The organism is Enterobacter sp. BNK-29, from assembly GCF_048684785.1.
In the GTDB taxonomy this organism is placed as follows: domain Bacteria; phylum Pseudomonadota; class Gammaproteobacteria; order Enterobacterales; family Enterobacteriaceae; genus Enterobacter; species Enterobacter cloacae_M.
Genome location: NZ_JBLQTU010000001.1, coordinates 657,254 through 680,265 on the forward strand (window position 1 = coordinate 657,254; position 23,012 = coordinate 680,265).

Sequence of the window (23,012 nt, forward strand, 5' to 3'; positions counted from 1 at the left end):
CTTCTCTTTTTTTGTGCTACCGCACCGTAATTGTAACGACTATTAACTAAATTCTCGTCGGATATTCTTCAAAGTCCATAAATTAGTACAAGACTTAATTTCTTGTTAATTCGTGCTATTTATTGACGGCGTGGGTCGATTATTTGTACGCGCATGGCGAGTTTGTACATGTTTTCTGCACTCCCTGCCGCCGATATTGTACGGAGAAAAAGTCGCCTCTTCCCGGACAGTCGCGCTGGAAATTCAGTTATTACCCTTTATACTGCCCTATCGCCACAGAGCACGACCATAACGGGTTAAAGATATCAATGAGTCAGACTGAAACTACCGCCCCGAGCAAATTCTCCCTTCTCCCCGGGAGCATCACCCGTTTCTTTCTTCTTTTGATCGTTGTGCTGTTAGTCACCATGGGGGTGATGGTACAAAGCGCGGTTAACGCCTGGCTGAAGGATAAGAGCTATCAGGTCGTGGATATCACCCACGCCGTGCACAAGCGCATAGATACCTGGCGCTACGCCACCTGGCAGATTTACGACAATATCGCGGCTGCCCCGACCTCCTCGTCCGGAGATGGACTTCAGGAGACGCGGCTTAAGCAGGATGTCTATTATCTCGAAAAACCGCAGCGTAAGACCGAGGCCCTTATCTTTGGCTCTCACGACAGCGCGACGCTTGAGATGACGCAGCGTATTTCGACCTATCTGGATACCCTATGGGGTGCCGAAACGGTGCCGTGGTCGATGTACTATCTGAACGGTCAGGACAACAGCATGATCCTGATCTCAACGCTGCCATTAAAAGATCTCTCGTCCGGCTTTAAAGAGACAACCGTGGGCAGCATCGTCGATTCCCGCCGGGCAGAGATGCTGCAGCAGGCGAACGCCCTTGATGAACGTGAGAGCTTCTCTTCCCTGCGTCGTCTGGCCTGGCAAAACGGTCATTATTTTACCCTGCGCACCACGTTCAACCAGCCAGGGCATCTGGCGACGGTGGTAGCCTTCGATTTACCTATTAATGATTTAATCCCGCCGGATATGCCGCTCGACAGCTTCCGCCTGGAGCCAGACAGCAGCACCCAGAACATGCGTGCGGCGTCCGACAAAGAGGCCGCAGAGAGCGTATCGATCTCCTTTAACGGCTCGAAAATCGAAATTGCCTCATCGCTGAACTCGACCGGCATGCGTCTGGTGTGGCAGGTGCCGTTTGGCACGCTGTTGCTCGACACCCTGCAAAATATTCTGCTGCCTCTGCTGCTGAATATCGGTCTGCTGGCGCTGGCCCTGTTTGGCTACAGCACCTTCCGTTTCCAGACGGGGCGTCAGAGCGACGCCTCTGCGGTTCCGGCCGGCACCAGCAATGAGTTGCGCGTATTGCGTGCACTGAATGAAGAGATTGTTTCCGTGCTGCCGCTTGGGGTATTGGTTCATGACCAGGAGGCGAATCGTACGGTGATGAGCAACAAAATTGCCGACCATCTGCTGCCGCATCTTAACCTGCAGAACATCACCACCATGGCGGATCAACACCAGGGGGTGATTCAGGCAACCATCAACAATGAACTGTACGAGATCCGTCAGTTCCGCAGCCAGGTGGCTCCCCGCACGCAAATCTTCATTATTCGCGACCAGGATCGCGAAGTGCTGGTCAATAAAAAGCTCAAGCAGGCGCAAAGGCTGTATGAGAAAAACCAGCAGGGGCGCGCCGCATTTATGCAGAACATTGGCGATGCCTTCAAGCAGCCGTTAAAAACGCTGGCGACCCAGGCGGCGGCGTTAAACACTTCTGAAAGCCACCAGCTTGCCTGCCAGGCCGATTCGCTGGTCAGAATGGTTGATGAGATCCAGCTGGCGAACATGCTGGAGAATGATTTCTGGAAGGGAACGCCAGCCCTCTTCTCCATTCAGGATCTGATCGATGAAGTGGTGCCGGAAGTGCTGCCCGTCATTAAGCGCAAAGGGCTGCAGCTGCTGATCAATAACAATCTCCCTGCGAATGACGAACGCCACGGCGATCGCGAAGCGCTGCGCCGCATTCTGCTGATGATTATTCAGTACGCCGTGACCACCACGCAGATCGGCAAGATCACCCTTGAAGTCAGCACCGAGGAGTCAGCAGAAGACCGTCTGACGTTCCGCATCCTGGACACCGGGGAAGGCGTCACAACAAGTGAAATTGATAATCTGCACTTCCCGTTCCTGAATGACACGCAGAGCGATCGCTACGGCAAGGCCAATGCCCTGACCTTCTGGCTGTGCGATCAGCTGGCGCGTAAGCTCGGCGGCCACCTGAATATCAAAGCCCGTGAATCCCTCGGCACCCGCTATTCTCTGCATGTGAAAATGGCGGCCAATCCGCAGGAAGAAGATGAAGAACGTCTGCTGGATGACGTCGTGGTGATGGTCGACGTGACCTCGAACGAAATCCGCAATATTGTCGTTCGTCAGTTAGAAAACTGGGGTGCGGCCTGCATCACGCCGGATGAAAGACTTGCAAGTCAAGAATTTGATCTGTTTTTAACTGATAATCCGTCTAATCTTACTGCCTCCGGCTTGCTTTTAAGCGATGATGAGTCAGGCGTGCGGAAAATCGGCCCTGGCCAGCTGCGCGTCAACTTTAATATAAGCAATGCGATGCAGGAAGCTGTACTACAACTAATAGAAGAGCAGCTGGCGCAGGAAGAGATAACGGAGTCACCGTTAGGCGGCAATGAAAATGCCGAGCTTCACGCCAGCGGATACTATTCACTCTTTGTTGATACAGTACCAGATGATGTTAAGCGGTTGTATACTGAGTCCGCTGCGAATGATTTTGCAGCGCTGGCACAGACAGCACACCGGCTTAAAGGGGTGTTTGCCATGCTTAATCTGGTTCCCGGCAAGCAGTTATGTGAAACGCTGGAACATCTAATTCGTGAGAAAGATGCCTCTGGCATTGAAAAATACATCAGCGACATTGACGCCTACGTCAAAAGCTTGCTGTAGCAAGGTAGCCTTATACATGAACAATATGAACGTAATTATTGCCGATGACCATCCGATTGTACTGTTCGGTATTCGCAAATCACTTGAACAGATCGAGTGGGTGAATGTAGTCGGTGAATTTGAAGACTCTACAGCACTGATCAATAACCTCCCAAAGCTTGATGCACACGTGCTCATTACCGATCTCTCCATGCCTGGAGACAAATACGGTGATGGGATCACGCTCATCAAATACATTAAACGTCACTTCCCGGATATCTCGATCATTGTTCTGACCATGAACAACAACCCGGCGATCCTGAGCGCGGTGTTGGATCTGGACATCGAAGGGATTGTGCTGAAACAGGGCGCCCCGACCGATCTGCCAAAAGCGCTCGCTGCGCTGCAGAAAGGCAAGAAGTTCACGCCTGAGAGCGTCTCTCGTCTGCTGGAAAAAATCAGCGCGGGTGGCTACGGTGACAAACGCCTGTCCCCGAAAGAAAGTGAAGTTCTGCGCCTGTTCGCAGAAGGTTTCCTGGTAACCGAGATTGCCAAGAAGCTGAACCGCAGCATTAAAACCATCAGCAGCCAGAAGAAATCAGCGATGATGAAGCTGGGCGTGGACAACGATATTGCTCTGCTGAACTATCTCTCCTCCGTTACGCTGAGCGCAACGGACAAGGATTGATTCCGGACGGGTGTGCGGCCTGATGCCCTCACCCAGTCCCTCTCCCGCGGGGAGAGGGTGAAAAAACGAAAAGGCCCTTACGGGCCTTTTTTATATTCTGGTTTTTCTCACGCGATCCGCGTAAATCGACAACGTCTGCTTCAGCACGTCCAGCGTCACCGGTTTCGACAGACAGCTGTCCATGCCTGACTCCAGACAACGCTGTTTCTCTTCCGCCAGCGCGTTCGCCGTTACGCCCACCACCGGCAGCGTCAGGCCCAGCTGTCGGATGCGCTGCGTCAGACGGTAGCCGTCCATGTTTGGCATGTTGACGTCGCTAAGCACGATATCAATATGATTTTTACTCAGCACATTCAGCGCATCCACGCCGTCATTGGCGGTTTTGCACTGGTAGCCCAGCGATCCCAGCTGGTCAGCCAGCAGGCGACGGTTAATCGGATGGTCATCCACCACCAGAATCATCATATCGTCATTTACCGACGCCAGAGACTCCGGTGACGGCAATCCGCCCGCGCCGTCGCGCTCTTCCAGCTCCACTTTGTAGATACGCGCCAGCAGGCTCAACAGCTCGTGCGGCGTTGCAACGCTGTGTACCCATTCCCCAGGCGCACGCTCGACAGGAATGCCGATGTGGCGACGGCAGAAGAGCACCGACCCCCTCCCCTGCCACGGCTGCTCCGGCATCTCGTCGGCGATCAGCACATCGTCCACATCCGGTGTTTGACCTTCATAGAGACACACCCTGACTCCACTGTGGGCAAGCAGCGCCGTCAGGTAGTCATTCAGCGAGGCGTTCTGCACCGCCAGCCAGCAGCGCTTGTCGCTCAGCCCGTCCACCGTCGCTTTTGCCGGATACTGCGCCGAATAGAGCGGAATGCGGATGGTGAACTGGCTGCCCATGCCGGGCTCGGTATCCACAGAGATATCGCCGTCCATCATGCTGACGAGCTTCTCGCAAATCGCCAGCCCCAGTCCGGTGCCCTGGAAGTTACGCTGCACGCCAGTCCCGACCTGGAAGAACGGGTCGAACAGGCGGACCACTTCCTTCGCCGGGATGCCGACGCCCGTGTCGCGCACGCGAATGCTCAGGTAATCCCCCGCCCGGCAAACGTGCAACACGATACAGCCAACGTCGGTGAATTTGATGGCGTTGCTGAGCAGGTTTGAGATGACCTGCTGCAGGCGCATCGGATCGCCGTGCAGCGTCAGCGGCACGTCAGGTTCAATAAAGCAGTAGAGCCCCAGCTGTTTACGCACCACCAGCGGCAGATAGTTGGCGCTGATGTGGTTCATGACCTCGCGCGGCGAAAACTCCCGCGGTTCGATTTTCAGCTGCTCAGACTCAATTTTAGAGAAGTCGAGAATATCACTGATGATTTTCAGCAGCAGGCTGGAGGAGTTGTTCATTGCCGTCACCAGCCTGTCGACCCCTTTCGGCAACTCTTTGGTCTGCAGCAGGTCGAGGTTACCGATGATCCCGTACAGCGGCGTTCGCAGCTCGTGGCTGACGGTGGCAAGGAACATCGATTTCGACTGGCTGGCCTGCTCCGCGGCCTGCGCCATCTCCTGCAGCGACTCTTCCATCTTCACGCGCGCGGAGACATCCACCAGCACGCAAATCGCCACGTTTTCATTGCGATAGCGGGAATGCACAAAGCTGATCTGCAGGTTGGTGTGCGTGCTGGTGAGCACGTCGACAAAGTTAACCTGCTGGCCGCAGATAATTTGCGTCAGCCTCTGCCGGTCCTCATGCGTCAGCATGTTCAGGTAGTTATGCGCCAGTTCGTTACTCAGGATATTGGTTCCGTCCTGGGTACGCAGAATACAGATCCCCACCGGCGCCGAGGCAACAATCTTACGGTTAAACTGCTCGTGTTCCTCCAGCCGCTGGGCGTCGCTTTCGGCCGGAATAAAGATTTTCCGCTCGTACATGCGCGCCAGGGTGAACAGCGCACCACCCGCGATCAGGTTCAGCAGAATGGCATTCATGATGAGAATCCGTATCCGCTCAAGCACCATGTCCACTGGCACCGAGTAGACAATGCTCAGCGACGAAGGCGGCAGGCTCTTCTTCAGCACCAGTTCGCGGAAGCCCGAGGTATAGCCAAACCACGACCGTTCCTGCATCCAGTGCGGTTCGACGTTTAACCGGTTATCCGGCCCGGCGAGTGAGATCAGCTGATGACCGTTTTCATCCAGAATGGTCACCCCCATAGGCAGGCTGCCCGGGGTGAAGAAGTTTTCCATGCGGATGGTCTGCTCAATCCCCAGCAGCGCCTGCAGGCGATTGCCGAGATACACCGGCGTCAGAGCGTAGAAATAGCCCACGCCCGGGCGCGGGCCCTGGCTAACCCAGAAGATGTTATTCCCGCGCTCGTCCTGCGGCGCATTGCGATATTTCACAATACGTTCATGCAGGCTTTTCAGCGCATCGTCACGCTCAACGGGCACGTCGCGCAGGCCAAAGTCAGCCATGCAGAGATTTTCACTGCCAATCAGGAATACGCGGTTCAGGTCATAGGCGGCGGAGAAATTGTCGCGCCAGTAGCGCATAAACCAGGCAAGGGATTCCAGCGACCCGCGCCAGGTATTGCTCATGGTGGAACAATCGGAGTCCGGGAACAGCGGCTGGAAGTCCGGGACTTCGGTATTGTCATTCCGCCCGCGAAGCGCAAGGATGCCGTTTTCCGCCGTCAGACGATTTTCGGCAATATACTTCAGCTCCTTCATCACGTCAGACGTTCGCTGAATGTAGCGCTGGGCCTGGTCGGAGCTTAAGTTAAACTCCTGGCGGATCTCCGCTTCTTTCTGGTGCAGCGCGTTAACGATGTAAAACACCGAGAACAAGGCCACCAGCAGCCAGAGCAAGAGCGCCAGCGCCCGAAACAGATAGCGAGAAACTTTCAGCGTAGTACGAAAGGAGACGAGGTATTTCAAGGGGGCGAGGCTCCGCCGTCGGGGTCAAAAGAATGTGGTTAAGGTAGCGGTAAACGCGCCAGGTCGCAACGTTGACTTATCTGCTTGTGCAAAAGAAAAGGGCCGGAATCCGGCCCTTTTTTGCATCAGGAGACATTACTCGTCAGCGTCATCCGCTACGTCATCGTCGGTGTCGGCTTCCGGCGCGATATCATCATCGCCTTCCGCAACGCTACCGTCGATGGAATCGAGCTCTTCGTCATCCACCGGCTCAGCAACGCGCTGCAGACCGACCACGTTTTCATCTTCCGCTGTACGGATGAGGATCACACCCTGGGTGTTACGCCCAACCACGCTGATCTCAGACACGCGGGTACGCACCAGCGTACCGGCATCGGTGATCATCATGATCTGGTCGGCATCGTCTACCTGCACCGCGCCCACAACGGAACCGTTGCGCTCGGTCACTTTGATAGAGATAACGCCCTGCGTGCCGCGAGACTTGGTTGGGTATTCCCCTTCCGCCGTACGTTTACCGTAACCATTCTGCGTCACGGTCAGGATAGCCCCTTCACCGCGCGGAATAATCAGAGAAACAACGCTGTCTTCGCCAGCCAGTTTGATACCACGAACGCCCGTAGCGGTACGACCCATTGCACGGACGGCGTTCTCTTTAAAGCGCACCACTTTACCGGCCGCAGAGAACAGCATCACTTCATCAGAACCGGAGGTCAGATCCACACCGATCAGCTCGTCGCCTTCGTTCAGGTTCACCGCGATGATCCCGGCGGAACGTGGGCGGCTGAACTCGGTGAGCGCGGTTTTCTTCACGGTACCGCTGGCGGTCGCCATAAAGACGTTCACGCCCTCTTCGTATTCGCGTACCGGCAGGATGGCGGTGATACGTTCGTTCGCTTCCAGCGGCAGCAGGTTAACGATTGGACGGCCACGCGCGCCGCGGCTCGCTTCCGGCAGCTGATAAACTTTCATCCAGTACAGACGACCGCGGCTGGAGAAGCAGAGGATCGTGTCATGGGTGTTCGCCACCAGCAGGCGGTCAATAAAGTCTTCTTCTTTAATACGAGCTGCAGACTTGCCTTTACCGCCACGACGCTGTGCTTCGTAGTCGGTCAGCGGCTGATACTTCACATAGCCCTGGTGAGACAGGGTGACCACCACGTCTTCGCGGTTGATCAGATCTTCAATGTTGATATCAGAGCTGTTCGCGGTGATTTCGGTGCGGCGCGCATCGCCGAACTGATCGCGGACCAGCTCCAGCTCTTCACGGATCACTTCCATCAGACGCTCTGCGCTGCCCAGAATGTGCAGCAGCTCAGCAATCTGTTCCAGCAGCTCTTTGTATTCGTCGAGCAGTTTTTCGTGCTCAAGACCGGTCAGTTTCTGCAGACGCAGATCCAGAATCGCCTGGGCCTGCTGTTCAGTCAGGTAATACTGACCGTCACGCACGCCGAATTCAGGTTCCAGCCACTCAGGACGCGCTGCGTCATCGCCCGCACGTTCCAGCATCGCGGCGACGTTACCCAGATCCCACGGACGAGAAATCAGGGCGGCTTTCGCTTCCGCCGGGGTTGGCGCACGACGGATCAGTTCGATGATCGGGTCGATGTTGGCCAGCGCAACCGCCAGCGCTTCAAGGATGTGCGCACGGTCGCGCGCTTTGCGCAGTTCGAAGATGGTACGACGGGTCACCACTTCACGGCGGTGACGCACGAACGCGCTCAGGATCTCTTTCAGGTTCATGATCTTCGGCTGACCATGGTGCAGCGCAACCATGTTGATACCGAAGGAGACCTGAAGCTGAGTCTGGGAGTACAGGTTGTTCAGCACAACCTCACCCACCGCGTCGCGTTTGATCTCAATCACGATGCGCATACCGTCTTTGTCAGACTCGTCACGCAGCGCGCTGATGCCTTCAACGCGTTTTTCTTTTACCAGCTCGGCGATTTTTTCAATCAGACGCGCTTTGTTCACCTGATACGGGATCTCGTGAACAATGATGGTTTCACGGCCGGTTTTAGCGTCCGCTTCCACTTCGGCGCGGGCACGGATGTAAATCTTGCCGCGGCCGGTGCGGTACGCTTCTTCAATACCGCGACGACCGTTGATGATCGCCGCCGTTGGGAAGTCCGGACCCGGGATGTGTTCCATCAGCCCTTCAATGCTGATGTCTTCATCGTCGATATAGGCCAGGCAGCCGTTGATCACCTCGGTGATATTGTGCGGCGGAATGTTGGTTGCCATACCGACCGCGATACCGGACGAACCGTTAACCAACAGGTTCGGGATCTTGGTTGGCATCACATCTGGGATGCGCTCGGTGCCGTCGTAGTTATCGACGAAATCAACGGTCTCTTTTTCCAGGTCGGCCATCAGCTCATGAGCGATTTTCGACATACGGATTTCCGTATAACGCATCGCCGCAGCGGAGTCGCCGTCGACTGAACCAAAGTTACCCTGACCATCTACCAGCATGTAACGCAAGGAGAATGGCTGCGCCATACGAACGATGGTGTCATAAACGGCGGTATCACCATGCGGGTGATATTTACCGATGACGTCACCGACGACGCGGGCAGATTTTTTATAGGCTTTATTCCAGTCATTGCCCAATACGTTCATGGCGTATAGTACGCGACGGTGTACCGGCTTAAGGCCATCGCGGACGTCCGGCAGCGCACGGCCAACAATGACCGACATCGCATAGTCCAGATAGGAGCTCTTCAGCTCTTCCTCGATGTTAACCGGTGTAATTTCTCTCGCAAGGTCGCTCATCTAACCGCTATCCCTCTACTGTATCCCGGATTCAAAGGTCGCAAATTATAACACAGCCGAGGTGATTGAGGTAAACCTATACGCTTTATTCACGGGGATTGCCTGATATACTCCTTTGTCTTGCTAAATAAGGAGTAAAAGCGCCCATGAATGCCGAAAAATCCCCGGTGGCTCACAACGTTGACCACGAAGAGATTGCCAAATTTGAAGCGGTGGCGTCCCGCTGGTGGGATCTCGAAGGTGAGTTCAAACCGCTGCATCGCATTAACCCGCTGCGTCTGGGCTATATCGCGGAGCGTTCCGGCGGTCTGTTCGGTAAGAAAGTGCTCGACGTTGGCTGCGGCGGCGGCATCCTGGCTGAGAGCATGGCGCGCGAAGGGGCGAATGTTACGGGCCTGGATATGGGCTTTGAACCGCTCCAGGTTGCCCGCCTTCACGCGCTTGAGTCCGGCATACAGGTGGAATACGTGCAGGAAACCGTGGAAGAGCACGCGGCAAAACACGCCCAACAGTACGATGTGGTGACCTGCATGGAGATGCTGGAGCACGTTCCCGATCCGCAGTCGGTGGTGCACGCCTGTGCAAAACTGGTGAAACCGGGCGGCCAGGTCTTCTTCTCAACCATAAACCGCAACGGTAAAGCCTGGCTGATGGCCGTTGTCGGCGCGGAGTATGTGCTGCGCATGGTGCCGAAAGGGACGCACGACGTGAAGAAATTCATTAAGCCTGCGGAGTTGTTAGGCTGGGTTGACCAGACGTGGCTCAAAGAGCAGCACATCACCGGCCTGCACTACAATCCGCTGACCGATAAATTCAAACTCGCACCGGGCGTTGATGTTAACTATATGTTGCACACAACCGCCAAAAACGACTAACGTCATTCGTTATTCTTATAAAGATTGCGCGACATCATGTTGCGCAATTCTGACCTCCCGTTGAAGAAATCAGCACTCGATCAAATTTTGAATTTTTTTTCTTAATTATTGACATGTCTTCCAGGCCTTACGGTACGAGGACTTAGCCTTTTTTACCCTTTCACAACCTCAATTTAACGTCAAAATCAACCCTTGTGCTGAAAAGATTCGATACTAGAATACTCACCATATAGCGTTTTTCTTATCGCAAACCCCCTATATGTAGTATTTATCCACAGAGTTAGTCACAAGGCGGATCTGTGGATAAACGGGGGATATTTTTTATTTCACGGACAGGTAAAACCCACATGAATCAGAGTCTGCTGGTGACAAAGCGCGACGGTACTACCGAGCGTATCAATCTGGACAAAATCCATCGAGTTCTCGACTGGGCAGCAGAAGGACTGAACAACGTATCTATCTCCCAGGTTGAACTGCGCTCTCACATTCAGTTCTACGACGGCATCAAAACGTCTGATATCCACGAAACAATCATTAAAGCAGCGGCTGACCTCATCTCCCGCGAAGCACCGGATTATCAGTACCTCGCTGCACGTCTGGCGATTTTCCATCTGCGTAAAAAAGCCTATGGCCAGTTTGAGCCGCCGAAGCTTTACGATCACGTAGTGAAAATGGTTGAGCTGGGCAAATACGACACGCATCTGCTGGAAGACTATACGGAAGAAGAGTTCGAGCAGATGAACGGGTTTATCGATCACTGGCGCGACATGAACTTCTCCTACGCGGCGGTGAAGCAGCTCGAAGGCAAATACCTGGTTCAGAACCGTGTAACCGGTGAGATCTACGAAAGCGCCCAGTTCCTCTATATTCTGGTGGCCGCCTGCCTGTTCTCTAACTACCCGCGTGACACCCGTCTGGAATACGTGAAGCGTTTCTACGATGCGGTATCCACGTTCAAGATTTCACTGCCGACGCCAATCATGTCTGGCGTGCGTACCCCAACCCGTCAGTTCAGCTCCTGCGTACTGATCGAGTGTGGTGACAGCCTGGATTCCATCAACGCCACCTCCAGCGCCATCGTGAAATACGTTTCCCAGCGTGCCGGTATCGGCATCAACGCCGGTCGCATTCGCGCGCTGGGCAGCCCGATTCGCGGCGGTGAAGCGTTCCACACCGGCTGTATTCCGTTCTATAAACACTTCCAGACGGCAGTAAAATCCTGCTCTCAGGGCGGCGTGCGCGGCGGTGCTGCGACTCTGTTCTACCCGATGTGGCACCTGGAAGTGGAAAGCCTGCTTGTCCTGAAAAACAACCGCGGCGTGGAAGGCAACCGCGTGCGTCACATGGACTACGGCGTGCAGATCAACAAGCTGATGTACACCCGTCTGCTGAAAGGCGAAGACATCACGCTGTTCAGCCCGTCCGACGTTCCAGGCCTGTATGACGCGTTCTTTGCCGATCAGGACGAGTTCGAGCGTCTGTACACAAAATACGAAAAAGACGACAGCATCCGCAAGCAGCGCGTGAAAGCGGTAGACCTGTTCTCCCTGATGATGCAGGAACGTGCCTCTACCGGCCGTATCTACATCCAGAACGTGGACCACTGCAACACCCATAGTCCGTTTGATCCAGTAGTTGCGCCAGTGCGCCAGTCTAACCTGTGCCTGGAGATCGCCCTGCCGACCAAACCGCTGGAAGACGTGAACGACGAAAACGGCGAAATCGCGCTGTGTACACTTTCCGCGTTCAACCTGGGCGCGATTAAGAGCCTGGACGAGCTGGAAGAGCTGGCCGTGCTGGCGGTTCGCGCGCTCGACGCCCTGCTGGACTACCAGGATTACCCAATCCCGGCCGCTAAACGCGGTGCGATGGGCCGCCGTACCCTGGGTATCGGCGTGATCAACTTCGCCTACTGGCTGGCGAAAAACGGCAAGCGTTACTCCGACGGCAGCGCTAACAACCTGACGCACCAGACGTTCGAAGCGATTCAGTACTACCTGATGAAAGCCTCTAACGAGCTGGCGAAAGAGCAAGGCGCGTGCCCGTGGTTCAACGAAACCACCTACGCGAAAGGCATTCTGCCAATCGACACCTACAAGAAAGACCTGGATGCGATCGTCAGCGAGCCGCTGCATCTCGACTGGGAAGGCCTGCGCGAGTCCATCAAGACCCACGGCCTGCGTAACTCTACGCTCTCTGCCCTGATGCCGTCCGAGACCTCTTCGCAGATCTCTAACGCCACCAACGGTATTGAACCGCCGCGCGGCCACGTCAGCATCAAAGCGTCGAAAGACGGCGTGCTGCGCCAGGTGGTACCGGATTACGAAACGCTGGGCAACAACTACGAGCTGCTGTGGGAAATGCCAAACAACGATGGCTACCTGCAGCTGGTGGGTATCATGCAGAAGTTTATCGACCAGTCGATCTCTGCCAATACCAACTATGACCCGACGCGCTTCCCGTCCGGCAAGGTACCGATGCAGCAATTGCTGAAAGACCTGCTCACCGCCTACAAATTTGGCGTGAAAACCCTGTACTATCACAACACCCGTGACGGTGCGGAAGACGCGCAGGACGACCTGGTACCGTCAATTCAGGACGATGGCTGCGAAAGCGGCGCATGTAAGATCTAATGAAGGGCGGGGATATCCCCGCCTTTATTTCGTAAGACAGGACACACTCATGGCATATACCACCTTTTCACAGACGAAAAACGACCAGCTCAAAGAGCCGATGTTCTTCGGCCAGCCGGTCAACGTGGCACGCTACGATCAGCAAAAATATGACATCTTCGAAAAGCTGATTGAAAAGCAACTCTCCTTCTTCTGGCGCCCGGAAGAAGTGGACGTCTCCCGCGACCGTATTGACTACCAGTCGCTGCCGGATCACGAAAAACATATCTTCATCAGCAACCTGAAGTACCAGACGCTGCTGGACTCCATTCAGGGTCGTAGCCCGAACGTGGCGCTGCTGCCGCTGATCTCCATTCCGGAGCTGGAAACCTGGGTGGAAACCTGGGCGTTCTCCGAGACTATCCACTCCCGCTCTTACACCCACATCATCCGCAACATCGTGAACGATCCGGCGGTGGTGTTTGATGATATCGTTACCAACGAGCAGATCCAGAAGCGCGCGGAAGGCATTGCCCATTACTACGACGAGCTGATCGAGATGACCAGCTACTGGCATCTGCTGGGCGAAGGTACGCACAACGTGAACGGTAAAACCATCACCGTGAACCTGCGCGCGCTGAAAAAACAGCTGTACCTGTGCCTGATGAGCGTCAACGCGCTGGAAGCGATCCGCTTCTACGTGAGCTTTGCCTGCTCCTTCGCCTTTGCCGAGCGCAAGCTGATGGAAGGCAACGCCAAAATCATCCGTCTGATCGCCCGCGATGAAGCCCTGCACCTGACCGGTACCCAGCACATGCTGAACCTGCTGCGCAGCGGTACGGACGATCCGGAGATGGCGGAAATCGCCGAAGAGTGCAAGCAGGAGTGCTACGACCTGTTCGTGCTGGCGGCTCAGCAGGAGAAAGAGTGGGCAGACTACCTGTTCCGCGACGGCTCCATGATTGGCCTGAACAAAGACATCCTGTGCCAGTACGTTGAGTACATCACCAACATCCGCATGCAGGCCGTCGGTCTTGACCTGCCGTTCCAGACGCGTTCTAACCCGATTCCGTGGATCAACACCTGGCTGGTGTCCGATAACGTGCAGGTTGCGCCGCAGGAAGTGGAAGTCAGCTCTTATCTGGTCGGTCAGATTGATTCTGAAGTCAACACCGACGACCTGAGCAACTTCCAGCTCTGATGTCACGCGTCACGTTAAGTCTTTCCGGCACTGAGGTACTGTGTCGGGAGGAGCACCCTTCTCTGCTGGTGGCGCTTGAGGCGCATCAGGTAGAAGTAGAGTACCAGTGTCGTTCCGGCTACTGCGGCTCCTGCCGCTGCCGCCTGGTCGCCGGCCAGGTGGACTGGCTGACCGAACCGCTGGCCTTTATCAACGAAGGGGAAATTTTGCCCTGCTGCTGCCGGGCGAAAGGCGATATTGAGATCGAGATGTGATTGCGTCGGGTGGCGCTTCGCTTACCCGACCTACAAAACCGCAGTTCGTAGGCCGGGTAAGGCGCAGCCGCCACCCGGCAATTTCAGCGTTAATCCTTCAAAAAGCTCACCGCTTTATCCGGGAAATCCGTAAACAGTCCGTCCACGCCCGCCTGGTTATACAACACCTCATAAAGCTGATTCACGTCCGTGGCATACGGCGGCAGCTGGTCTGCACGCACGGTATACGGATGCACCTGCATCCTGCTGGCGTGCGCCTCCTTCACCATCGCCGTCAGCTTCACGTGGCCCGGCGCTGAGCCTTCCGCCACCAGCATGTGGTAATCCGGCCCGATGCCGTCGGCGTACTGCGCAATCTGCTTCATCGCGCCCGGCTTAAACATCCAGTCGTAGTTATAGTTCACCCACCTGCCGTCCGGCTGCTTCTCCTGGGTTTCATTCCAGTCGGTATAGGCAATCAGCTGAACCAGATTGAGGTTCATGCCCATCTTCGGCTCCAGCTCGGTTTTGATGCGCTTCAGCTCGGCGGCGTCAAAACACTGCAGGTAAACTTTGTCCTTCTTGCTGGTGTAGCCGTACTGTTTCAGCACCTCCAGCGTCTTCGCGGCAATATCTTTGCCTTCCTGATGGTGGAACCACGGCGCTTTGATCTCCGGGTAGATGCCGATATTTTTACCGGTTGAGTGGTTCAGCCCCTGAACAAACTCAATCTCTTCCTGGAAGGTATGGATCCGGAAGTCAGATTTGCCCATCGGGAAACGTCCCGGATAGACCTGCACCTTCTTGCCGTTTTCAATCTCAAAGCCTTCGGTAAACTTCAGGGAACGGATCTCAGCCAGGGTGAAATCAATGGCGTAGTAGCGACCATCTTTGCGCGCGCGGTCCGGGAAACGCTCCGCCACGTCCGTCACGCGGTCCAGATAGTGGTCATGCAGGACGACCAGCTGGTCATCCTTGGTCATCACCAGATCCTGCTCCAGATAATCCGCGCCCTGGGCATAGGCCATCGCTTTCGCCGGGAGCGTATGCTCCGGCAGATAGCCGCTGGCGCCGCGGTGGGCGATAACGATTTTATCCGCCGCCAGCGCGGAGCCTGTCATCAGGCCCGCCAGCAGCAGGCCGGTTGTTACGTAAGATAATTTCATCGCAATGCTCCTTATTGACGACGCGCCAGCACTTCCGCGTGGTGACGTTTCTCACCGATCATGACCACAATGAGCAGCAGTACCGCCAGCACGCTGCCGCCGATCATCACCATAAAGCCGCCGTCCCAGCCGAAGAAGTCTACGGTGTAGCCCACGATGGCGCTCGCCGCGACCGAACCGCCCAGATAGCCGAACAGACCGGTAAATCCTGCCGCCGTGCCTGCCGCTTTTTTCGGCGCCAGTTCCAGCGCGTGCAGGCCAATCAGCATTACCGGACCATAAATCAGGAAGCCGATAACGATCATGCAGGCCATGTCAACTGATGGGTTGCCCGGCGGGTTGAGCCAGTAAACGACGGTCGCGATGGTGACCAGGGTCATAAAGAACACGCCCGTCGCGCCGCGGTTGCCTTTAAACACTTTGTCCGACATCCAGCCGCAAAGCAGCGTGCCCGGGATCCCAGCATATTCATACAGGAAATAGGCCCAGGACGATTTATCCAGCGCGAAGTGCTTCACCTCTTTCAGGTAGGTCGGGGACCAGTCCAGAATGCCGTAGCGCAGCAGGTAAACGAACACGTTCGCCACCGCGATGTACCACAGCAGCTTGTTCGGTAGGACGTACTTCATGAAGATCTGTTTTGCGGTCAGCTCTTCTTCGTGCTCCTTGCTGTAATCATCCGGATAGTCGTTTTTGTACTCTTCAATCGGCGGCAGGCCGCAGGACTGCGGCGTATCGCGCATCAGCGCGAAGGCGAAAATCGCCACGACGATGGCGCCAAAGGCAGGCATATACAGCGCAGCGTGCCAGTCGTTGAACCAGGCCATCCCCAGCAGGAACAGCAGCGGCGGAATACCGCCACCGACGTTATGCGCGCAGTTCCACACCGACACGATGCCGCCGCGTTCCTTCTGCGACCACCAGTGCACCATGGTACGTCCGCACGGCGGCCACCCCATCCCCTGGAACCAGCCGCAGAGGAACAGCAGCACGAACATAATCGCAATACTGGACGTCGCCCACGGCACAAAGCCCATGAACAGCATGACCGCGGCCGCCAGGATCAGGCCGGCGGGCAGGAACACGCGCGGATTCGAGCGATCCGACACGGAACCCATGATGAATTTGGAAAAACCGTAGGCGATTGAGATCCCCGACAGCGCGAACCCCAGATCGCCGCGGGAGAAGCCCTGCTCCACCAGATACGGCATGGCGAGCGCGAAGTTTTTACGTACAAGGTAGTACGCCGCGTACCCGAAGAAGATCCCCAGGAAAATTTGCCAGCGCAGACGGCGGTATAGCGGATCAATTTCTGCCTCTGGCAGACGCGCCCTGTGCGGCGCAGGTTTGAAGATACTGAGCATAACAGCCTCCGTGGCCTTGAATTGAATGGGCAGGTGGCTCGCACCTGAATTCCAGAGGCGGGGATGTTAAGAAATCACGGTGATTGTTACTGTGAATCAACGCACAGATTGTTACAGAAATATGACAGAATGCGCAAAAAAGCGCATGAAATCACGTTCCACTTTCGAATTTCGCGCGTTTATGCTCGAAATCAAACAAACCACACTATTGATATGGCTAAATGATAAAAAAACGAACATAGAGGGTAAACAATGACCATTCACGATCCTCGCTACAGCGATGTGATAATCATTGGCGGTGGCGCAACCGGCGCCGGGATCGCACGCGACTGCGCCCTTCGCGGCTTAAGCGTCACGCTGCTGGAGCGCCACGATATCGCCACGGGCGCAACCGGGCGTAACCACGGCCTGCTGCACAGCGGAGCGCGGTATGCGGTTACCGACGGTGAATCCGCACGCGAATGTATTGCTGAAAACCAGATCCTCAAGCGTATCGCCCGCCACTGCATTGAGCCAACCAACGGCCTCTTTATTACTCTTCCCGAAGATGATCTCGCCTTTCAGGACACCTTTATTACCGCCTGCACTGCGGCGGGCATTCAGGCTGAGGCCATGGACCCGGCGCTGGCGCGGCGGCTGGAACCGTCGGTTAACCCGGCGCTTATCGGCGCGGTGAAAGTGCCTGACGGCACCGTTGACCCCTTCCGCCTGACGGCCGCCAATATGCTGGACGCCCGCGAGCATGGCGCGCGCATCCTGACCGGGCACGAAGTGACCGGGCTTATCCGCGAGGGGAATCGCATCTGCGGCGTGCGGATCCTTGATACGCAATATAACGAACACAGCGAGCTGTATGCCGCCGTGGTGGTCAACGCGGCGGGGATCTGGGGACAGCGCATCGCGGAATACGCGGATCTGTCGGTGCGCATGTTCCCGGCGAAAGGCTCGCTGCTGATCCTCGACCACCGCATCAATAACCACGTGATCAACCGCTGCCGCAAACCGTCCGACGCCGATATCCTCGTTCCGGGCGACACCATTTCGTTAATCGGTACCACCTCAACCCACGTCGACTACAGCGAGATTGACTACAACCGCGTGACCGCCGAAGAGGTCGACGTCCTGCTGCGCGAAGGGGAAAAACTGGCCCCGGTGATGGCGCAGACGCGTATTCTGCGCGCCTACGCGGGCGTGCGTCCGCTGGTTGCCAGCGACAACGACCCGAGCGGACGTAACGTCAGCCGGGGCATCGTGCTGCTCGATCACGCCGAGCGCGACGGCATGGACGGGTTTATCACCATCACCGGCGGCAAGCTGATGACCTACCGCCTGATGGCCGAGTGGGCGACCGATGCCGTCTGCCGCAAGCTGGGGAATACCGAACGGTGCGTGACGGCAGACCAGCCGCTGCCCGGCTCGCGGCAGTCCACCGAAAAAACGCTGCAAAAAATCATCTCCCTGCCCGCGCCGCTGCGCGGATCCGCGATTTACCGCCACGGCGACAGAACGCCGCAGTGGCTCGGTGAAGGACGCCTGAGCCGCAGCCTGGTGTGCGAGTGCGAAGCCGTCACCGCCGGTGAGGTGCAGTACGCGGTGGAGAGCCTGACGGTCACAAGCCTGCTCGATCTTCGTCGCCGCACCCGCGTGGGAATGGGTACCTGTCAGGGCGAGCTGTGCGCCTGTCGTGCCGCCGGGCTGCTGCAGCGTTTTCATACCACCACCGCCACCCAGTCGCTCGATCAGCTCAGCGCGTTTTTAAACGAGCGCTGGAAAGGTATTCAGCCTGTCGCCTGGGGCGATGCCCTGCGCGAAAGCGAATTTACCCGCTGGGTCTACCAGGGGCTTTGCGGTCTTGAGAAGGAGCAACGCGATGAAATTTGATACCGTAATCGTCGGCGGCGGGCTGGCAGGCCTGCTCTGCGGCATCAAGCTCTCGAAGCAGGGGCTGCGCTGCGCCATTATCACCCGGGGCCAGAGCGCCCTGCACTTCTCGTCGGGCTCTCTGGATCTGGTGGACGAAGCGTACCGCGACAAGCTGCCGCCGGAGCACCCGTATCACCTGATTGGCGCCCAGCATATTGACCGCTTTGCGCTGGAAACCGAAGCGCTGCTGGCGGACTGCGGCGCGCGTCTGAAGGGAAGCGCCCGGCTCAATCACCAGCGCGTCACCCCGCTCGGCACCCTGCGCCCTGCCTGGCTCAGCCCGGAAGAAGTGCCCGTTGCTCCCTTCAATGCCGCGCGCGTGCGGGTCGTGGGCATTAGCGGCTTTCTGGATTTTCAGCCCCATCTCGCGGCCGCGTCGCTCTGTCGCCAGGGCGTCAATGCCGAAACGGCAGAGATAGAGCTGCCCGAGCTTGATGTCCTGCGCGATAACCCGAGCGAGTTTCGCGCGGTGAATATCGCCCGTTTTCTGGATAACGAGGACAAATGGCCGCTGCTGTATGACGCGCTCAGGCCGCTCAGCGACGGCTGCGACTCCCTGCTGATGCCCGCCTGCTTTGGTTTACGCGACAACCGGCTCTGGCGCTGGCTCTCGGATCGTCTGCCCTGCACGCTCGGCCTGCTGCCCACGCTGCCCCCTTCCGTACCCGGCATTCGCCTGCATACCCAGCTCCAGCGCCAGTTTGTCGCGCAGGGCGGCGTGTGGATGGCGGGTGATGAGGTGAAAAAAATCACCCTGACCGACGGCGCGGTGAGCGAAGTCTGGACGCGCAACCACGACGATATTCCGCTTCGTGCCCGCTATACGGTGCTGGCAAGCGGCAGCTTCTTCAGCAACGGGCTGCTGAGCAGCCGGGAGGGCATCCGGGAAGCTATTATGGGGCTCGATGTTCGCCAGCGATCCTCCCGCGCGGACTGGTATCAAAGTGATTTCTTCTCGCCGCAGCCCTGGCAGCAGTTCGGCGTGATTGTCGATAACCAGCTACATCCGCAACTTTCCGGTAAGCCCGTCAGAAATCTCTTTGCCATCGGCTCGCTGCTGGGCGGGTACGATCCCATTGCCCAGGGATGCGGTGGCGGGGTCTGCGCCGTCACGGCGCTGTATGTGGCAGAGCAGATTAGCCAGCGCACGGAGGCTGAACAATGAACGACACCCGTTTTGAAAGCTGCATTAAATGCACGGTGTGTACCACCGTCTGCCCGGTGAGCGGGGTGAACCCACGCTATCCCGGGCCAAAGCAGGCCGGACCGGACGGCGAGCGTCTGCGTCTGAAGGACGGCAAGCTGTACGACGAGGCGCTGAAATACTGCATCAACTGCAAACGCTGCGAAGTCGCCTGCCCGTCGGATGTGAAAATCGGCGATATCATCCAGCGCGCCCGGGCGCGCTACAGCACGCAAAAGCCGACGCTGCGTGACGCTATTTTGAGCCACACCGATCTGATGGGCAGCGTCTCGACGCCCTTTGCCCCGCTGGTGAATGCCGCGACCTCGCTCAAGCCGGTGCGCCAGCTGCTGGATGCGACGCTGAAGATAGACCATCACCGCAGCTTGCCGAAATATTCTCACGGCACCTTCCGCCGCTGGTACAAATCCGTCGCGGCGGAGCAGGCGAAGTATGCCGACCAGGTGGCCTTTTTCCACGGCTGCTATGTGAATTACAACCACCCGCAGCTGGGTAAAGATCTGCTGAAGGTGCTGAACGCCATGGGAACGGGCGTTCAGCTACTGAACAAAGAGAAGTGCTGCGGCGTACCGCTGATCGCCAACGGGTTTACCGATAAAGCGCGCAGGCAGGCTCAGAGCAATGTCACCTCCCTGCGCGAAGCGATTGTCGATAAAGGTATTCCGGTGCTGGCGACCTCGTCCACCTGTACCTTCACCCTGCGCGACGAGTACCCGCATCTGCTGGACGTGGATAATACCGGCCTGCGCGAGCACATCGAGCTGGCGACACGCTTCCTGTGGCGTAAGCTGGACAGCGGGCAGACGTTGCCGCTGGGGAAATTACCCCTGAAAGTGGTGTATCACACGCCGTGTCATATGGAGAAAATGGGCTGGTCGCTCTATACGCTTGAGCTGCTGCGGTTAATCCCGGGGCTGGAGCTGACGGTGCTGGACTCGCGCTGCTGCGGGATTGCAGGAACCTACGGCTTTAAGCGGGAAAACTACGAAACGTCACAGGCGATCGGCGCCCCGCTGTTCCGTCAGATTGAAGAGAGCGGCGCGGATATCGTGGTAACGGACTGCGAAACCTGCAAGTGGCAGATTGAGATGTCCACCAGCAAGCGCTGCGAACATCCGATCGCCCTGCTGGCGAAGGCGCTGGGCTGAACACGGCCGGGGCTAAACGCCCCGGCCAACGCATTACTCCACGAACAGCGACTCGACAACGTTAATCCAGCCGTGCTCGCTTGCAACCTCTTTGCCATTCAGCCAGCGGCGCAGCATGTTCAGCGCCATCATAGCGCAAACCTCCTGACGCACCGCCAGGCTGTGGCGGGTGATGCTCATTTTTACCCGCATGGCCCAGGTGCCTTCCGGCGTCGCCAGCGCGAAGTTAAGATGTTCCTCGTCCAGCCCCCCGACAAACAGCGCCAGCCCGGCAAAATGCTTCACCCTTCTCTCGGAAGCCCAGCGGGCGGTTTGCGCCAGGGTCTCCTGCTGGAACGGCACCACTTCGCTGGCCAGCAGCGGCGCGTTGACGCGCGACAGCTGCAGCGCCAACAGGCCACCGGTGAACTGCTCGCTTAAGGTCACGCTCAGCTGACGCGACTGCAGATGCGTCGCAATCTGCGCGGGCAGCCCTTCCGTCCCTTCAAAGATCAGGCTTTCGCCCGCCACGCGCTGCACCTCGGGCCACAGGGCCAGCATCGCCTCTTTCTGTTCGGCCGGGCCTGTCAGCTTGAGTTCAATGATCGGCATGGAGGAGCGGTAGCCCATGGAGACGCCCGGCGGCAGCGGGAGAGGGTCAAGGCTCTGGGCCAGATCGCTTTCCGAGCGGCCAAAGGTGGTCAGTCGCAGGCACAGCGGCGGTTCAGGCAGGGTAAAACGATCGCGAAGGCGCGGCAGGATCTGCTGCTCGACCATCACTTTAAATTCTGAGGGCACGCCCGGCGTGAAGAACATCAGGCAGCGGTTCAGCTGCATGGCAAACCCGCACGCGGTACCCACCGGGTTATCGACCAGCTCGGCGCTGGCGGGAATTTCAGCCTGTTTGCGGTTGCTGGGGGCCATGACGCGGCCACGTTCGGAGAAAAAGCGCTCCATCTGCGAAAGCCACGCCTCATGCAGCACCAGCCCTTCGCCTTTTGCGGTGGCGGCGGCCAGCGCGCTGAGATCGTCACCGGTGGGGCCGAGTCCGCCGTTCACAATCAGCACGTCGCAGTGCTCGCTGCGCTCGCGCAGAATAGCGACCAGCGACTCAAGATTGTCGCCCACCGTATTGCGGCGCGTTAACGGTAATCCTTGCTCAAAGAAAAGATCGGCAAGCCAGGCAGCATTGGTATCGATAATTTGTCCATGCAGCACTTCGTCGCCGGTGGATAACATCTCCACGTTAATCATTATGTTCTCCCGCTTATTTGGTCAAAACACTATAGCGCAAACGCGGGGTGGAGAAGAGAGAAACTGGCGCGACAGAACGCCGCGCCGGAGTGATTAGAAGCCTGCGCTGACGCCCACGTACGGGCCGTCGGCCAGCGCGTTGTCGCGGTTGCCGTCTTTGCCGGCCAGGTTCAGATAGCGATAGCCCGCTTCGATGGTAATCGGACGCATGATGGTCCAGCGCGCGCCGGCGTTGGCCTCTTCATAGCTTTCGATACCGCTTGAGAGGGAATCTGGAGAGTAGTAGTACTCACCAAACAGGCCGAAGCTGTCGCCAATTTTCCACTGCAGGCCGCCGCCCACTGCCGCCGCGTACCCTTCGTCACCGTCATTTGGGTTGGTATAGATACCTTTACCGCCGACGGTGGCCAGGAACGGGCCAAGAGGAATGTTGAGACCCAGGCCGAGGCTCGCCGCGTCGCCGTCGTCATCGTTATGCGTCCAGCCGCCGGTCATCGCCAGACCGGAAGTCTCGGTACCCATGCCAAAGCCCAGGTGGGTATAATCCTGACCCGCCGAGCCGCTAATGCTGATGGCGTTAGCCGCCGCAGATACAACCATCAGGCCGAAGCCCACGAATGCCACTTTTTTCATTGTCGTGATCCCGCACAATTATTATAAAGAAGTCCCAAAACCGCGAGATTTTAACCGGAGTCT

At 57.2% G+C, this 23,012-nt stretch carries 15 protein-coding genes; 9 read left to right on the forward strand and 6 right to left on the reverse strand.

The features are described from left to right. The first annotated feature begins 308 nt into the window (after nucleotides 1-308). The gene (gene rcsD, locus ACMGGX_RS03070) at nucleotides 309-2,981 is read left to right on the forward strand and encodes a phosphotransferase RcsD (RefSeq protein ID WP_058841535.1); all 2,673 of its coding nucleotides are present in this window, start codon (nucleotides 309-311) and stop codon (nucleotides 2,979-2,981) included. 16 nt (nucleotides 2,982-2,997) lie between these two features. Next, nucleotides 2,998-3,648 (forward strand): response regulator transcription factor RcsB, encoded by a 651-nt coding sequence (gene rcsB, locus ACMGGX_RS03075; protein WP_003859405.1) that lies wholly within the window; start codon nucleotides 2,998-3,000, stop codon nucleotides 3,646-3,648. Nucleotides 3,649-3,738: 90 nt separating this feature from the next. On the opposite strand, the gene rcsC is transcribed toward rcsB, so the two are convergent. Together rcsC and gyrA are read right to left on the reverse strand one after the other, a co-directional pair. Continuing rightward, the gene (gene rcsC / locus ACMGGX_RS03080) at nucleotides 3,739-6,585 is read right to left on the reverse strand and encodes a two-component system sensor histidine kinase RcsC (protein ID WP_045402761.1); all 2,847 of its coding nucleotides are present in this window, start codon (nucleotides 6,583-6,585) and stop codon (nucleotides 3,739-3,741) included. A gap of 135 nt (nucleotides 6,586-6,720) precedes the next feature. Further along, complete coding sequence (gene gyrA, locus ACMGGX_RS03085; protein ID WP_039263204.1) at nucleotides 6,721-9,357, reverse strand: DNA topoisomerase (ATP-hydrolyzing) subunit A; 2,637 nt, start codon at nucleotides 9,355-9,357, stop codon at nucleotides 6,721-6,723. Nucleotides 9,358-9,503: 146 nt separating this feature from the next. Between gyrA and ubiG the strand changes: the two genes are divergently transcribed. The 4 genes from ubiG (at nucleotide 9,504) to yfaE (ending at nucleotide 14,299) form a co-directional block, all read left to right on the forward strand. Beyond that, nucleotides 9,504-10,232, forward strand: a complete 729-nt coding sequence (ubiG, locus tag ACMGGX_RS03090) for a bifunctional 2-polyprenyl-6-hydroxyphenol methylase/3-demethylubiquinol 3-O-methyltransferase UbiG (RefSeq protein WP_420298028.1) — start codon at nucleotides 9,504-9,506, stop codon at nucleotides 10,230-10,232. A 347-nt stretch (nucleotides 10,233-10,579) separates the two neighbouring features. Continuing rightward, nucleotides 10,580-12,865 carry a class 1a ribonucleoside-diphosphate reductase subunit alpha gene (nrdA, locus tag ACMGGX_RS03095; RefSeq protein WP_045402753.1) on the forward strand — a complete coding sequence of 762 codons (2,286 nt, stop codon included), beginning with the start codon at nucleotides 10,580-10,582 and terminating at the stop codon, nucleotides 12,863-12,865. Nucleotides 12,866-12,914: 49 nt separating this feature from the next. Further along, nucleotides 12,915-14,045, forward strand: a complete 1,131-nt coding sequence (gene nrdB, locus ACMGGX_RS03100) for a class Ia ribonucleoside-diphosphate reductase subunit beta (RefSeq protein WP_023312514.1) — start codon at nucleotides 12,915-12,917, stop codon at nucleotides 14,043-14,045. Next, nucleotides 14,045-14,299, forward strand: a complete 255-nt coding sequence (gene yfaE / locus ACMGGX_RS03105) for a class I ribonucleotide reductase maintenance protein YfaE (protein WP_008500234.1) — start codon at nucleotides 14,045-14,047, stop codon at nucleotides 14,297-14,299. The genes nrdB and yfaE overlap by 1 nt, the downstream gene beginning before the upstream one ends. Nucleotides 14,300-14,388: 89 nt before the next feature. Here yfaE and glpQ read toward each other — a convergent pair whose 3' ends face one another. Both glpQ and glpT read right to left on the reverse strand, forming a co-directional pair. Then, nucleotides 14,389-15,444, reverse strand: coding sequence for a glycerophosphodiester phosphodiesterase (glpQ, locus tag ACMGGX_RS03110; protein ID WP_420298029.1), 1,056 nt, complete (start codon nucleotides 15,442-15,444; stop codon nucleotides 14,389-14,391). Nucleotides 15,445-15,455: 11 nt separating this feature from the next. Beyond that, on the reverse strand, nucleotides 15,456-16,808 hold the full coding sequence (gene glpT, locus ACMGGX_RS03115; RefSeq protein WP_024908206.1) for a glycerol-3-phosphate transporter: 1,353 nt from the start codon (nucleotides 16,806-16,808) through the stop codon (nucleotides 15,456-15,458). 252 nt (nucleotides 16,809-17,060) lie between these two features. Between glpT and glpA the strand changes: the two genes are divergently transcribed. From glpA to glpC, 3 genes are read left to right on the forward strand one after another with little or no spacing between them, the layout of a single operon-like run. Beyond that, nucleotides 17,061-18,689: an anaerobic glycerol-3-phosphate dehydrogenase subunit A gene (gene glpA / locus ACMGGX_RS03120; protein ID WP_420298030.1), complete on the forward strand. Its 1,629-nt coding sequence runs from the start codon at nucleotides 17,061-17,063 to the stop codon at nucleotides 18,687-18,689. Then, nucleotides 18,679-19,896, forward strand: coding sequence for a glycerol-3-phosphate dehydrogenase subunit GlpB (glpB, locus tag ACMGGX_RS03125; RefSeq protein WP_420298031.1), 1,218 nt, complete (start codon nucleotides 18,679-18,681; stop codon nucleotides 19,894-19,896). Before glpA ends, glpB begins: the two co-directional genes overlap by 11 nt. Continuing rightward, nucleotides 19,893-21,083 carry an anaerobic glycerol-3-phosphate dehydrogenase subunit GlpC gene (glpC, locus tag ACMGGX_RS03130; RefSeq protein WP_420298032.1) on the forward strand — a complete coding sequence of 397 codons (1,191 nt, stop codon included), beginning with the start codon at nucleotides 19,893-19,895 and terminating at the stop codon, nucleotides 21,081-21,083. Before glpB ends, glpC begins: the two co-directional genes overlap by 4 nt. Before the next feature lie 33 nt (nucleotides 21,084-21,116). Here glpC and ACMGGX_RS03135 read toward each other — a convergent pair whose 3' ends face one another. Continuing rightward, complete coding sequence (locus ACMGGX_RS03135) at nucleotides 21,117-22,316, reverse strand: nicotinamide mononucleotide deamidase-related protein YfaY (protein ID WP_181593544.1); 1,200 nt, start codon at nucleotides 22,314-22,316, stop codon at nucleotides 21,117-21,119. A gap of 93 nt (nucleotides 22,317-22,409) precedes the next feature. Beyond that, nucleotides 22,410-22,949 (reverse strand): YfaZ family outer membrane protein, encoded by a 540-nt coding sequence (locus ACMGGX_RS03140; RefSeq protein ID WP_348561539.1) that lies wholly within the window; start codon nucleotides 22,947-22,949, stop codon nucleotides 22,410-22,412. Between the last annotated feature and the right edge of the window lie 63 nt (nucleotides 22,950-23,012).

Bases quoted from the DNA above. Each gene is read 5' to 3' on its own strand.
- rcsD (WP_058841535.1), top strand. From the start codon at position 309: ATGAGTCAGACTGAAACTACCGCCCCGAGCAAATTCTCCCTTCTCCCC.
- rcsB (WP_003859405.1), top strand. From the start codon at position 2,998: ATGAACAATATGAACGTAATTATTGCCGATGACCATCCGATTGTACTG.
- gyrA (WP_039263204.1), bottom strand. From the start codon at position 9,357: ATGAGCGACCTTGCGAGAGAAATTACACCGGTTAACATCGAGGAAGAG.
- ubiG (WP_420298028.1), top strand. From the start codon at position 9,504: ATGAATGCCGAAAAATCCCCGGTGGCTCACAACGTTGACCACGAAGAG.
- nrdA (WP_045402753.1), top strand. From the start codon at position 10,580: ATGAATCAGAGTCTGCTGGTGACAAAGCGCGACGGTACTACCGAGCGT.
- nrdB (WP_023312514.1), top strand. From the start codon at position 12,915: ATGGCATATACCACCTTTTCACAGACGAAAAACGACCAGCTCAAAGAG.
- yfaE (WP_008500234.1), top strand. From the start codon at position 14,045: ATGTCACGCGTCACGTTAAGTCTTTCCGGCACTGAGGTACTGTGTCGG.
- glpQ (WP_420298029.1), bottom strand. From the start codon at position 15,444: ATGAAATTATCTTACGTAACAACCGGCCTGCTGCTGGCGGGCCTGATG.
- glpT (WP_024908206.1), bottom strand. From the start codon at position 16,808: ATGCTCAGTATCTTCAAACCTGCGCCGCACAGGGCGCGTCTGCCAGAG.
- glpA (WP_420298030.1), top strand. From the start codon at position 17,061: ATGACCATTCACGATCCTCGCTACAGCGATGTGATAATCATTGGCGGT.
- glpB (WP_420298031.1), top strand. From the start codon at position 18,679: ATGAAATTTGATACCGTAATCGTCGGCGGCGGGCTGGCAGGCCTGCTC.
- glpC (WP_420298032.1), top strand. From the start codon at position 19,893: ATGAACGACACCCGTTTTGAAAGCTGCATTAAATGCACGGTGTGTACC.
- ACMGGX_RS03135 (WP_181593544.1), bottom strand. From the start codon at position 22,316: ATGATTAACGTGGAGATGTTATCCACCGGCGACGAAGTGCTGCATGGA.
- ACMGGX_RS03140 (WP_348561539.1), bottom strand. From the start codon at position 22,949: ATGAAAAAAGTGGCATTCGTGGGCTTCGGCCTGATGGTTGTATCTGCG.